Genomic DNA, 12,956 nt, shown 5'->3' on the forward strand with positions numbered 1-12,956 from the left:
ATGAACTGGCGCTCCCTTCTGCTTCGCCACGAGACCATCCTGGCCTTGCTGCTGGTGGTCGTGCTCGTCTTCCTGGCACAATCCTCCGACAGGTTTCTCACCGTCGACAACCTCCTCAACCAGGCCCGGCTGATGACGGAGATCGGCTTGATCGCTCTGGCGATGACCTTCGTCATCGTCACCGGGGGCATTGATCTTTCCGTCGGCTCGATCGTCGGCGTAGTTGCCATCATGCTCGGCGTGCTCTGGCAGAATCTCGGCCTGCCGCTGCCGGTCGCCATCGCGCTGGCACTGGCGCTCGGCACCTTGTGCGGGGTGGTCAACGGCCTGATCATCACCATGTTCCGGGTGCCGCCCCTGATCGCCACCCTGGCCACGCTCGCCCTCTATCGCGGCCTGGCGGAGGGCATCAGCCAGGCCCGGTCCGTGCGGGGCTATCCCGACTGGTTCCTGGTGCTGGGGCAGGGGCAGGTGCTCGACGTACCGGTGCAGGTCTGGCTGCTCGTGCTGGCGGCGATCGTGGCGGCCTGCGTGCTCGGCCTGACCGTGTTCGGGCGTGCCACCTATGCCATCGGCTCCAACGAGATCGCCGCGCGCTTCTCCGGTCTTGCGGTCGATCGCACCAAGATCCTGATCTACGGCGCCTCGGGCCTGTGCGCTGCGATGGCCGGCGTGATCTTCGTGTCGAGAGTGACGACCACACGCTCGGACATGGGGTCGGGCTGGGAGCTCGATGCCATCACGGCGGTGGTGCTCGGCGGCACCAGCATCTTCGGCGGGCGCGGCACCATCATCGGCACGGTGCTCGGCCTCGCCCTGATGCAGGCGCTGAAGAACGGTCTGCTGCTGCAGGGCTACAAGGGCGACAGCACCATCATCCTGATCGGTACGGCCCTGATCCTCACCGTGCTGCTCAGCAATCTGGTTCCCCTGCTGAGCCGCATGGCCGGCCGCAGGCGGCCGGCTTGATAAAAGGCCTTCCGGGCGGGGCCTGCGCTCCCGCCCGAAGAGGATGTTCTGGCGTAAGGCGTTCAATTTCAACGATCTGGCCCTCGTTCCGGAATCGATTTCTCCGGCGGCGAGGACGGCAATGGCAGCCGGTGCAAGACCGGCGAACTGTGGAGGAAGACCATGATCCGTATATCCCTGGCTCTCGCCCTGAGCGTGTCCCTCGTGGGCCTGGCGCATGCCGCCTCGGCCTGGACCGGCGGCGACGACCTGCCCACCAATCCGCTCGCCTGCGATGCCACGCCGGCCAGCGCGACGAGCAAGCCCTATGACGGCGGTGCCGTCACCGGCGCGCCCGACCGCAAGGGCAAGCCGATCAAGGTGGTCGACGTGCCCAAGCTTATCGGCATCGGCTATTTCAACGCCACCTCCAAGGGCATTGCCGACGCGGCCAAGGAGCTCGGGAATGTCGATGCCAAGACCGACGGGCCGACCAAGGCCAATATCGACGAACAGATCACCTTCATCGACAATTACATCACCTCCGGCGTCGACGGCATTCTCTATGCCGCCAATGATCCCGTCGCGATCGCGCCAGTTTTGAAGAAGGCGCTGTCCAAGGGCATCAACGTCGTCGGCTATGACGCCAATTCCACGCCGGATTCACGCCAGTGGTTCGTCAACCAGGCCGAGTTCAACGGCATCGCCAAGGCCATGGTCGACAACATGGTCAAGGAGAGCGGCGAGGATGCGGGCGTTGCCATCGTCACCTCGACCTTCACCACGCCCAACCAGGCGCGCTGGATCGCCGAGATGGGTGCCTACGCCGCCAAGTGCCATCCCAAGCTGAAGCTCCTGGAGACGGTGGAGGCGCAGGAGGACAATGCGCTCTCCTTCTCGCAGGCGACCACGCTGATCAACAAATACGGCTCCGACCTCAAAGGCATCTTCGGCATGACCAGCGTCGCCACGCCGGCATCGGCCGAGGCGGTGACCCAGGCCGGCCAATGCGGCAAGGTGGCCGTGATCGGGCTGGCCACACCCAATGCGATGAAACCCTATGTCGCCAAGGATTGCGTGAAATCGGTGGTACTGTGGAACCCGGTCGATCTCGGTTATGCCGCCATGCAGGTCCTGCGCGCTACGGCCGATGGTTCGCTCAAGCCCGGCGACACCAAGGTCAAGGCCGGCAAGCTCGGCGAGCTCAACGTGATCAACGGCTCCGAAGTGCTCCTCGGTTCGCCCTTCGTGTTCACCAAGGAGAATATCGACAAGTTCGATTTCTGACGGAAGACCAAGGCTGTAGGCGCCTTTTCCGAATCGGATTGTCGCCTGGGCCAGCAGCGCATGTGAAGCCGGGAGAAATCCCGGCTTTTCCTTTGACGTCGTTCCGGAATCGGTGTGGAGAAAGCAGTATCCGACTACCCGCCCGGATGCCTCTTGACAGGGGGCGAATTGCACGGGAAGATCGTTTGTACACAAACGAATTTCGGCGCTTTCTCGAAGGGGCAGCCATGGCTATTTCCGCTCAAAGCCGTGCTCGGGGGGCGCTGGTCGGCCTGGCGATCGGCGATGCCTTGGGCATGCCCACGCAATATATGCCGCGGGCTCTGGTCTCGGCACGCTATGGTATTCTCGAGCGCTTCGAACCGGCACCCGACGACAATCCGATCAGCCGCGGCATGCCGGCCGGGCGTGTGACGGATGATACCGACCAAGCCGTCATCCTCGGCAAGCTTCTGGTCGAGGGCAAGGGCTATGTCGATCCCAGGCGTTTCGCCGACGAACTCCTGGCCTGGGAAACCCGCATGATCGCGGCCGGCTCGGCCGATCTCCTGGGCCCTTCCACCCGCAAGGCGCTGACGCTGATCGCCGAAGGCATGCCGACGGACGAAACCGGGCGCACCGGCGCCACCAACGGCGCGGCCATGCGCGTTGCCCCGGTCGGCATCGTCTTTCCCGCACGTCCCGTCGAGGCGCTGGTCGACGCCGTCTTCCAGTCCGGCCATGTCACTCACAACACCACCATAGGCCTCGCCGGCGCGTCGGCCGTCGCCGCGGCCGTCAGTGCTGCCGTGGACGGAGCCACTATCGATGAAGCCTTGCAGGCTGCCGTCGAGGGCGCGCGGCAGGGTGCGAAACGCGGCTTCTATTTCGCCGGCGGCGACATCGCCGCGCGGATCGGCTGGGCGATCGAGCTGGTGCGGGGCAAAAGCGAGGCCGAGGCCCTCGATCTCATCTACGACATCGTCGGAACCGGCGTCGCCACGCAGGAAGCCGTGCCCGCCGCAATGGCCATCATCTCGCTGGCGCCCGACGACCCCTGGCGCATCTGCCGCCTGTCGGCGAGCCTGGGCGGCGACTGCGATACCGTCGCCGCCATCGCCGGTGCTGTGGCCGGCGCCTGCCACGGCGTCGAAGCATTTCCCGCGCCGGTGACCGCAGCCCTCGAATCCGCCAATCCGGACCTCGATCTTATCGGCCTGGCGGACCGTCTCCTCGCTCTGCGCGGCAGGGCGTCGATCCTGCCTCCCGTCGCGAAGGGAACTTCCTCGGCATGAGCAAGAGGCCGCCTCCCACCCGGCTCCTCTCCGTCGGCAGTGTCCTGGCCGATATCCGCCTCGACGTGCCCTGCCTGCCGCAGCGGGGCGGCGACGTACTGGGCTCCGAGGCGACGATCAGCGCGGGAGGGGGCTTCAACATTCTCGCGGCGGCTGCTCGCAACGGCCTCAAGGCCGCCTTTGCCGGGCAGCATGGCAATGGTCCCTATGGCGAGCGCATCCGTCGCGAACTGGCAGCCGAAGGCATCGAGGCCCTGATGCCGGCGAGCCGGGATGGCGACAGCGGCTTTTGCATCGTGATGGTGGAGCCCGACGGCGAGCGCACCTTCGTCACCAGCCCGGGCGTCGAAGCGCGGCCGGGGCAAAAACCGCTTCCCACTTTGCAACTGGGGCCGGCCGATGCGCTGTTCGCTTCGGGCTACGACCTTTGCTACCCGGAGCTTGGTCCGGCGATCGCCGATTGGATCGGCGACCTGCCGGCGAGCGTCACCGTGATGATCGATCCCGGCCCCCTGGTCGCCGACATTCCCGCCGAGATCATGGCCGCGGTATTGGCGAGGGCCGATATCTTCACCCTGAACCGACGCGAGGCTGGCCTGCTCACCGGAAGCGATGACAGGGCGGAAGCGGCCAAGCGGGTTCGCGATCGCCTGTCGCCGGGCGCATTGGTGATCCTGAGGGATGGCCCGGCCGGGTGCTTCCTGCTCGGCTGCGACATTGGGGAGCCCGGCCTGCAGGTTCCCGCGCCGGTCGTGCAGATGGTCGACGCGACCGGAGCGGGAGATGCCCATACGGGCGTGTTCCTGGCCGCGCTCGCGTCTGGCTGTCCCGCTGCCGAGGCCGCAAGGCGCGCCAATGCCGCCGCTGCCCTTGCCGTCACCCGCAAGGGGCCGGCGACCGCGCCCCGCACGGACGAACTGGCCGCCTTCCTTGCCGAACAGGAGGCCGAGAGGACAACAAAAGGATAGGGCGGATGCCCCGCAGGCACGAACGCCCAGCCAATGATAAGAAAATCGAGAGCAGAATGTCGCCATCGACGAAGGGAATTGGAAAGATGACATATCGGATCACCCGCCGCCATTTCACCGCCTTGGGAGCCGCGGCCGTCGCCGGCCTGTGGGCACGCCCGGGCTCTGCCCAGGCCAAGGAAATCACCGTGCTCAACTGGAAGGGCTACGGCACCGACGAGGCCTTCGCGCTCAAGGCCTTCGCCGAGCAGACCGGCATCACGGTCAAGCACGACTATTTCAACTCCGAACCGGAGATGCTGACCAAGCTGCGCACCAATCCGGGTGCCTATGACGTGGTGCTGATCAACAGCGCCCGCACCCAGCAGGCCCAGGCCGAGGGCCTGATCGACCCGGTCGACCTTGCCACCATCGCCAATGCTAAGGATCTGGCTCCGGCCCTGAAGGACCACGCCAACCTCAAGGCCGACGGCAAGACCTATGGTCTCGCCTGGCTCTGGGGCATGAATTCCCTCGCCGTGCGGCAGGGCATCAGCGCCGACAGTTGGACGATCTTCTCCGACCCCAAATATGCCGGCAAGCTCGCTTTGTTCGACGACGCCGTGACCTCTGTCGGCATCGGCGCTTTGCTGACCGGGCAGGATGCCAACGATCCCAAAGACCTCGCCAAGATCACCGAGGTGCTGAAGGCGATGAAGCCGAACGTCAAGCTGATGTGGTCGAGCGAGGACGAGTGGAACAAGGCGTTTGCCGCCAAGTCCTTCGACATCTCCGTCTACTGGTCGGGCGCGGCGGTGCGCTCCATCCGCCAGCACAAGCTGCCGGTGGAATTCATCGTGCCCAAGGAAGGCGCCATCGGCTGGCTCGATAGCCTGGCAGTGCCGACCTCCAGCACCAAGAAGGAGGATGCGCTCAAATTTCTCAACTACATGATCGATCCTACCTTCTACCTCACCTGGGCCAAGGAGGCAGGCGCCCCGGCCTCCGCCAATGAGGGAGCGATGAACAAGCTGCCGGCCGATGATCTCAACCGGCAGATTCACAAGGCCGACTACCTGCCGAAGCTGACCTTCATGGCCGCCTTGCCGGATGATCGCCGCCAGTCCTTCAACGATCTGTGGGAAGAAGTGAAGGCCTTCTACGCCAAGTAGCAAGGCTTCAAGAAAGTATAGCTGATTCAAGGGTGTAGCCAGTCCTGATGAATCGGTTCGGCAGGGCCGCGGCGGGCCTCGCTGCCACCGGCGGCCTCGGAAAGGACTCTCGCATCAAGGGCTTGGCAGCCTGGTGTGAATCAGATCGGCAGGCCCTTGTCGCCTTGGACAAGGGCCGGTCGCTACTGCCCTGCAATCGCGGGAAGGATCCATGGCGCTTGGTGCATCGCCGCTTTCAGGCAGAGCGATGCTGGCGACAAGGGAGGGATGAGTGGAGATCGTGTCGAAAGCCGATGGCGGCAAGGCAGGCCCCCGCAGGCGCCTGGGGCAGGGCTGGACCACGGCGGCCTTGTTGACGCCGGCCTATGGCTGGCTGCTGCTGGCCGTCTTCCTGCCGCTCTGCGCCATGCTGTTCTTCAGCTTCCTGAAGAGCTCGCCGGTCCCGGGGCGGGCGCTGGTCTACACCGTCGACAACTATCTCGCCTTCATCAAGCGGCCCTATCTGTTCAACGTCGCCTGGACCTCGATCCAGATCGGGCTGTGGACCACGGGGCTGTGCGCGCTGATCGGCCTCCCCGCCGCGATCGCCCTGGCAAGGGCGACCGCCGGGCGTTCGCGACACATCCTGTTCCTCCTCATCATCCTGCCGTTCTGGACCAACGGGCTGGTGCGCGTGTTCTCCTGGACCATGGTGCTGAGGGAAGGGGGCATACTCGATTATGCCCTGCACTGGCTCGTGCCGGCGGCGCCCTCGGTGTCGCTGCTCTACAGCTTTCCGGCCATCATCATCGGCCTGGTCCATGCCTATCTGCCCTATATGATCCTGACCTGCTATCTCTCAGCCACGGCGATCGAGGATTCGACCATCGAGGCCGCCCGCAGTCTCGGCGCCCGCACCCCGGTGGTATTCTGGAAGATCCTGCTGCCGCTCTGCATGCCCGGCCTGATTTCCGGGGCGATCCTGATCTTCGTGCCGGTGATCGGCAGCTTCATGGAGCCCCGCATCCTGGGGGGGCGCATCGGCGTCACCATGGGTACCGTGATCGAGGACCAGTTCACCGCGGCCTTCAACTGGCCGCTGGGCGCGGCCCTGTCCTTCACCATGCTGGCGGTGGTGCTCGCGATCTTCGCCGTCTCCTCGCGCGTGCTCTCCGGCCGCGCCGCGACGCCGTAGGAGGGAGCCATGATCGCACTCGGGCGCACTTTCCTGGCCGCCACCCTGGTCTTCCTCTATCTGCCCATCGCGGTGATGGTGGCGATGGCTTTCAACGCCTCGCCTCTCTACACCCTGCCGATCGAGCCGACCTTCCACTGGTTCGGCGTGCTCGCCGAGAATGGACCGCTCCTCTCGGCCACATACAACAGCCTGATGATCGCCCTGGCGACCTCGATCATCGCCACATCAGTAGGCACGCTGGCCTCGCTCGCCCTCAATCGCCGCACCTTCCGGGGACAGTCGCTGCTCAAGGTGCTGCTGCTGCCTCCGATCGCCATTCCCTGGCTGATCACCGGCACGGCCATGCTGGTGTTCTTCTTCTGGACGGGCATTGGGCGCGGCCTGCATGCCATGCTGATCGGTCATGTCGCCCTGGCCATCCCCTATGTCGTCCTGATCGTCGGCACCGGCATCCAGACATTGCGGGCCGATCTCGAGGAGGCGGCGATGAGCCTGGGCTCGACGCCGATCCATGCCTTCTTTGCGGTGACGCTGCCTTTGCTGGCACCGAGCATCATCGCGGCCCTGCTGTTCGCCTTCGCGGTTTCGCTCGACCAGTTCGTGGTCTCCTACTTCCTGGCGACGCCGGGCGTCTCCACTCTGCCGGTCGAGATCTATGCCTCGATCCGCAAGGGCTTCACGCCGGAGATCAATGCGATCTCCGCCATCTTCCTCGGCGTCTCGGCCGTTCTCGTGCTGATCTTCGCCCAATTGTCCAATCTGGGAGGCAGTCGTGATCGGCGTTGAAGTCGCTTCGATCAGCAAGGGCTACGGATCCTTGCGCGTGCTCGAGAAGGTGAGCACCGCCTTCAAGGCGGGCGAGTTCACCAGCCTGCTCGGCCCTTCCGGTTCCGGCAAGACCACGCTGCTGCGCATCATCGGCGGCTTCGTCGATCCGGACGAGGGCAGGATCCTGTTCGGCGGCGAGGATGTCACCGAGGTTGCCCTGTGGCAGCGCAAGGTCGGCATGGTGTTCCAGTCCTATGCGCTGTTTCCACATATGAGCGTTTTCGACAATGTCATCTTCGGGCTCAACCGCCAGGGCATCCGGGGCGAGGCCGCGCGCAAGGAGGTGGGCCGGGTGCTGGAGATGGTCCATCTCACCGGCTTCGAGCAGCGCAAACCCAAGCAGCTTTCGGGCGGCCAGCAGCAGCGCGTGGCGCTCGCCCGCGCCATCGTCACCAAGCCGCGGGTACTTCTGCTGGACGAGCCCCTGTCAGCGCTCGACCGCCGCCTGCGCCAGGACATGCAGATCGAATTGCGCCGCATCCAGCGCGAGAGCGGCCTCACCACCATTTTCGTCACCCATGACCAGGAGGAGGCGCTGACCCTCTCCGATACCGTCGCCATCCTCGACGGTGGCCGCATCGTGCAGGAGGGCGCGCCGCTCGACATCTATGAGCGACCGCGCACGCGTTTTGCCGCCTCCTTCCTGGGAGACGCCAATTTCTTCGAAGGCAGCGTGACAGGGGACGGCATCGCGATCGGAAGCGGCGTCATTCACACGGGCGACGGGCTTCCCAGCCCCGGCAGCAAGGTCACGGCAGCGGTGCGGCCCGAAAAGATGCGGCTTCTGGCGCCGGGAGAAAACCCCGGCAGCGATAACGTCTTCGCCACGAGGATACGCGAGATCATCTATGCCGGCGCGGTCTCGACCTTCATTGCCGAAGGGCCCGGCGGCGGCGACATCAAGGTGCTGTCCCAGAACCGGGAGATCTCGCCGGTCTCGCCCGGACAGGCCATCACGCTGGCGTGGTCACCGGCCAATACCGTCCTGCTGCAGGCCTGACGATGCCGGTCAGCGTCAATATTCCGCTCGAACGTGCCTGGAACAGCTGGTCGTCGCGGCCGGCGGAAATGGTGTTCCTGCCGCTCGGCCTCAGGCTTACCCCGCTCGCCTTCGCGGCCAGCACCGGCAAGGCCTGCCTGTTCGAGCCGGGCGACGCCGTCATGCTGGGGCGGCACGCGCTCGACGGCTCCCTGGTGGAGCTTCAACTCTCCCACGCCGGAACGACCCTCGACTGGCGTTATGGCAAGGCCGATCCCTTCAGCATCACCGGCAGCTGGCGGATGGCCGAGGCCGGCGAATGGGGGGTGCGCTTCTGGATCAATCTCTGCCTTTCGGCCGACGGTGGCGAGCAGGTTCGTTTCGAGGAGGCCGACGGAGCTCTGATCGTCCGTGTCGGGCATCGCTTCGCTGCCCTTGTCAGCGAGGAACCACCCGTGCAGGTGACCGGACATGTCTCGCTCGCCGAGGCGGTGCAGGATTATGAAACCCACGGCTATTTCCACACCGGGTCCCGGGCCGAGGCAGCGCCGGTCCTCGTGCTGCGCTTCAACCTGGAAATGATGCGCGACAATCGCTTCGCGCTCGCCATTGCCGACAGGCAGGATCTCGCCGTCGCCCAGGCGCGAGCCCTGCTGGCGCGGCCCGACGTGGTGCCGCCTCGACCGGACGGCGAGCCCGCCGTCGCCCTGGCGGCACTGCGCGACGTCGTCGCCTGGAACACGGTATGGGACGGCATCAACCAGCGCTCCTATACTGCCATCAGCCGCAACTGGGACCTGGGGAAATTCGGTGGCTACGGTGTCTGGCTGAACGACCAGTTCTATGCCGCCCTGATGGCCGGCGAATTCGACGCCGGTCTCGCCCGCGACAATCTCGCCGCCGTATTTTCCGGCGCGACGCCGCAGGGCAATCTGCCCTGCCTGCTCACCGCCAGCGACGCCTGGGTCGACCGCAGCCAGAGCCCCATCGGCGGTTTCGTGGTCTGGCAGCTCTATCTGCGCCATCGCGCCCGCGACCTGCTCGAAAATGCCTATGCCGTGCTGGCGCGCAACCACGCCTGGTGGTGGCGGGAGCGCGATCCGGGCGGGACGGGGCTCGCCTCCTTCGGCACCTCGGATGTGGGCGACGGGCTCTACAAGGGCACTCATTTCGGGGCACGCAATGAATCGGCGATGGACAATTCGCCGGTTCACGACGAGGCGCGCTACGACAAGGCCACGCGCACGCTCGATATCTGGGATGTCGGCCTCAACAGCCTGCTGGCGCTCGATGCCGAGATGCTCGCTTTGATGGCAGCAGAACTGGGGCGCGAGGAGGAGGCGACGGCTCATGCTGCCCGCGCCGAAGCCACGAAAGCTCTTATTCAAGAGACTTTATGGGATGGCGAGCGCGGCATCTTCGCCAATCGCCGGCGTGGCGGCGGCTTCGTCAGGAGCCTGGCGCCGACCAGTTTCTATCCGCTGCTCGCGGGTGCTGCGACGCCCGGGCAGATCGAACGGCTCTGCGGGCACCTTGACGATCCCTCCGGCTTCGGCGGCGATCCGGTCATTCCCGGCGTCAGCCGTGCCGATCCCGCCTTCAAGGACAATTCCTATTGGCGCGGCCGGATCTGGCCGCCCTTCAACTATCTCGTCTATCAGGGGCTGCGCCGCCACGGGCTGGACGAGAGGGCTTCGGCCTTGGCCCAGCGCAGCTTCGCGCTGTTCCGCTCCGCCTGGGAAAGCCGCCGCATCTGCCCGGAAAACTACAATGCCGAGACGGGAGAGCCGCTCGACCAGCCCGACACCGAGCGCTTCTACAGCTGGGGCGCATTGATGGCCAAGCTCGGCATCGCCGCGGTGACAGATGTTACGCCCTGGCATGGCTGGGAAATCGGCAATCCGGGCGGGGAGGGCGAACTGGGACCCTTCGCAAGCCCGCTGGGGCAGGTTCGCCTCGCCCTTTCACAGGGCCGTTTGCGCCTGATCCAGGGCGAGCGCGTTTTGCTGGAAACCGATGTGGCCGGCCGGATCTCCCGGCTTTCGATGACGGATGGTGCGATATCGCTGCGCCTGCCGCCACTCGAACGGGCCTGCTTCCTGCGCTTCCCGCATCTCCATGCCGGCATGACGCCCCAGGCGAGCCTCGACGGCGAGACGGTCGCAACGTCGGAGGAGGGCGGCATCCTGGTCCACCTTCCTGCGAGCGCCAAGGCGGCCGATCTCGAGCTGCGGTGGCGTGCGCGAATCACCGGCATTTGAAACGAACGGCCTTGGGCCCCTGGATCCCTTCTCGGGGCTTGCCACTTCACCGGGGATGACGACGCATTTATCTCGGTGCGTCTCAAGCAGCCGAACTGTCCTCCAAAGCCAGGAAGCCGCCGGACTGGCGGCGCCACAGCCTGGCATAGAGGCCGTCGCGCGCGATCAGTTCCTCATGCCGTCCCTGCTCGACGATACGGCCGCCATCGAGCACGATGAGGCGATCGAGTTCCGCGATCGTCGAAAGACGATGGGCAATGGCGAGCACCGTCTTGTCGTGCATCAGGCGGCGAAGCTGGCCCTGGATTGCCGCCTCCACCTCCGAATCCAGGGCGGAGGTCGCTTCGTCGAGTACCAGGATCGGGGCGTTCTTGAGCAGCACGCGCGCGATGGTGATGCGCTGGCGCTGTCCGCCGGAGAGCTTGACGCCGCGCTCGCCCACGCGCGACTCGTAGCCGGCGCGTCCTTCCTGGTCACCCAGCGTCACGATGAAATCATGCGCGGCGGCCTGCCTCGCCGCATCCTCGATGGCATCCTTGTCCGCTTCCGTGCGGCCATAGGCGATATTGTCCTGGATGGAGCGGTGCAGCAGGGAATTGTCCTGCGTCACCACGCCGATATGCCGGCGCAAACTGTCCTGGCTGACGCCGGCAATGTCCTGCCCGTCGATCAGGATCCGGCCGGACTGGATGGCGTAGAGACGCAGCAGCAGGTTGACCAGCGTCGACTTGCCCGCGCCGGACGGGCCGACGATACCCACCTTCTCGCCGGGGCGGATGGTGAGCGAAAGATCCGAAAACACCGGCTGCGTGCCGCCATAGCCGAAGCGGACATGCTCGAAGACGATTTCGCCGCGTGGCACCGAGAGCGTGGCGGCGTCGGGAGCGTCGACGAGGTCATGCGGCTTGGCGATCGTCAGCATGCTCTCCTGCACGGCGCCGATATTCTCGAAGACGTCGCGGATCAGATACATCAGCCAGCCCGAGAGCTGGATCAGCCGCAGCACCAGAGTGAGGGCCGCCGCACCGGCGCCGGCCGTCATGTTGCCCTGGCTCCAGAGCAGGAGGATCATGCCGGCGATCACCGCCAGCAGCAGGCTGTTGAGCACCTGCAGGGCGAAACTGGCGCCGAGGATCAGGCGCATCAGATCGAGAAAGCTCTCGTTCCAGCGCTTGAGCGCTTCCCTGACCGCCGAGCGTTCGAGATCGGAACGGGCGAACAGCTTCACGGTGAGGATGTTGGTGTAGGAATCGACGATGCGCCCGGTGGTGGTGGAGCGACCGAGGGAATTGGCTTCCGAGCGCTTCAACGCTCGCGGTACAAAAAAGGAGAGCAGTGCGGCATAGGCGGCCAGCCAGGCCACGACAGGCAGCACCAGCCAGGCATCGACCGAGCCGAAGAAGCCAATGGTGACCCCGGCAAAGACCAGCGCATACCAGAGGTCGCCGATCACCGCGATGATCGCCGAGCGAATCGATTGCCCGGCCTGGATCACGCGCGCCGACAGGCGCCCGGCAAAGTCGTTCTGGAAATAAGTAAGCGAATGGCCGAGCGTATAGATGTGGTTGCGCCAGCGGATCTGGTTGGTGAGCGGCGGCACCACGATCAGATTGGTGACGGCCTGGGTCACGAAGAACAGGACCGGCCTGAGCAACAGCACCACGAACAGGGCGCCGGCGAGAAGCAGGCCGTGGTCGCGCAAGAGGGTCTGCGGCGAGCCCTTGTTCAGCAGGTCCACGAACCAGCCGACCATCAGATAGATGCCGGCCTCCACGCCGCTGAAGGCCAGCTCGATCCCCATGATGGCCAGCAGCCAGCCTTTCACGGGCTTGAGGTGGTGCCACATGAAACGCCATACCCCGGTGGGCGGCGTGTCGTGCTCGTCGAAAGCGGCGAATATATCTATGCGGCTTTCGAGAAATCGGAATAAGCGCGCAAACATCGAAAATATGACCTTGAAACAATGCTGGAATCGCTTGCGGCGACACCAAAGCAGGAGTTTCGGGTCAAATTACGAGTCGCACCAGCCTTGTTGGCGGCCGGCAGGTGTTTCAAAAATGCGGACATCAGCAACATGCCTGCA

10 protein-coding genes are annotated in these 12,956 nt (G+C 65.3%); 9 read left to right on the forward strand and 1 reads right to left on the reverse strand.

Translation table 11 applies throughout. The annotated features are described in order from the left end of the window. The 9 genes from C5L14_RS09930 to C5L14_RS09970 all read left to right on the forward strand — a co-directional run bounded on the left by C5L14_RS09930 (position 1) and on the right by C5L14_RS09970 (position 10,873). Positions 1-969 carry an ABC transporter permease gene (locus C5L14_RS09930; protein ID WP_105861853.1) on the forward strand — a complete coding sequence of 323 codons (969 nt, stop codon included), beginning with the start codon at positions 1-3 and terminating at the stop codon, positions 967-969. 162 nt (positions 970-1,131) lie between these two features. Beyond that, on the forward strand, positions 1,132-2,235 hold the full coding sequence (locus C5L14_RS09935) for a substrate-binding domain-containing protein (RefSeq protein ID WP_105861854.1): 1,104 nt from the start codon (positions 1,132-1,134) through the stop codon (positions 2,233-2,235). A gap of 227 nt (positions 2,236-2,462) precedes the next feature. Beyond that, a complete protein-coding gene (locus C5L14_RS09940; RefSeq protein ID WP_105861991.1) occupies positions 2,463-3,509 on the forward strand; it encodes an ADP-ribosylglycohydrolase family protein in 1,047 nt (348 codons plus the stop codon). After that, the gene (locus C5L14_RS09945; RefSeq protein WP_105861855.1) at positions 3,506-4,477 is read left to right on the forward strand and encodes a PfkB family carbohydrate kinase; all 972 of its coding nucleotides are present in this window, start codon (positions 3,506-3,508) and stop codon (positions 4,475-4,477) included. The genes C5L14_RS09940 and C5L14_RS09945 overlap by 4 nt, the downstream gene beginning before the upstream one ends. Positions 4,478-4,563: 86 nt before the next feature. Continuing rightward, positions 4,564-5,628: an ABC transporter substrate-binding protein gene (locus tag C5L14_RS09950; RefSeq protein WP_181161103.1), complete on the forward strand. Its 1,065-nt coding sequence runs from the start codon at positions 4,564-4,566 to the stop codon at positions 5,626-5,628. 280 nt (positions 5,629-5,908) lie between these two features. Next, positions 5,909-6,802: an ABC transporter permease gene (locus C5L14_RS09955; protein WP_428832614.1), complete on the forward strand. Its 894-nt coding sequence runs from the start codon at positions 5,909-5,911 to the stop codon at positions 6,800-6,802. A gap of 9 nt (positions 6,803-6,811) precedes the next feature. Beyond that, positions 6,812-7,591 carry an ABC transporter permease gene (locus C5L14_RS09960; protein WP_105861857.1) on the forward strand — a complete coding sequence of 260 codons (780 nt, stop codon included), beginning with the start codon at positions 6,812-6,814 and terminating at the stop codon, positions 7,589-7,591. Beyond that, the gene (locus tag C5L14_RS09965) at positions 7,578-8,633 is read left to right on the forward strand and encodes an ABC transporter ATP-binding protein (RefSeq protein WP_105861858.1); all 1,056 of its coding nucleotides are present in this window, start codon (positions 7,578-7,580) and stop codon (positions 8,631-8,633) included. Before C5L14_RS09960 ends, C5L14_RS09965 begins: the two co-directional genes overlap by 14 nt. Positions 8,634-8,635: 2 nt before the next feature. Then, on the forward strand, positions 8,636-10,873 hold the full coding sequence (locus tag C5L14_RS09970; protein ID WP_105861859.1) for an MGH1-like glycoside hydrolase domain-containing protein: 2,238 nt from the start codon (positions 8,636-8,638) through the stop codon (positions 10,871-10,873). A gap of 82 nt (positions 10,874-10,955) precedes the next feature. Here C5L14_RS09970 and C5L14_RS09975 read toward each other — a convergent pair whose 3' ends face one another. Continuing rightward, positions 10,956-12,815, reverse strand: coding sequence for an ABC transporter ATP-binding protein (locus C5L14_RS09975; protein WP_105861860.1), 1,860 nt, complete (start codon positions 12,813-12,815; stop codon positions 10,956-10,958). Positions 12,816-12,956: the final 141 nt, after the last annotated feature.

Origin of the sequence: Labrys okinawensis (assembly GCF_002982075.1) — a bacterium.
GTDB classification, from domain to species: Bacteria; Pseudomonadota; Alphaproteobacteria; order Rhizobiales; family Labraceae; genus Labrys; species Labrys okinawensis_A.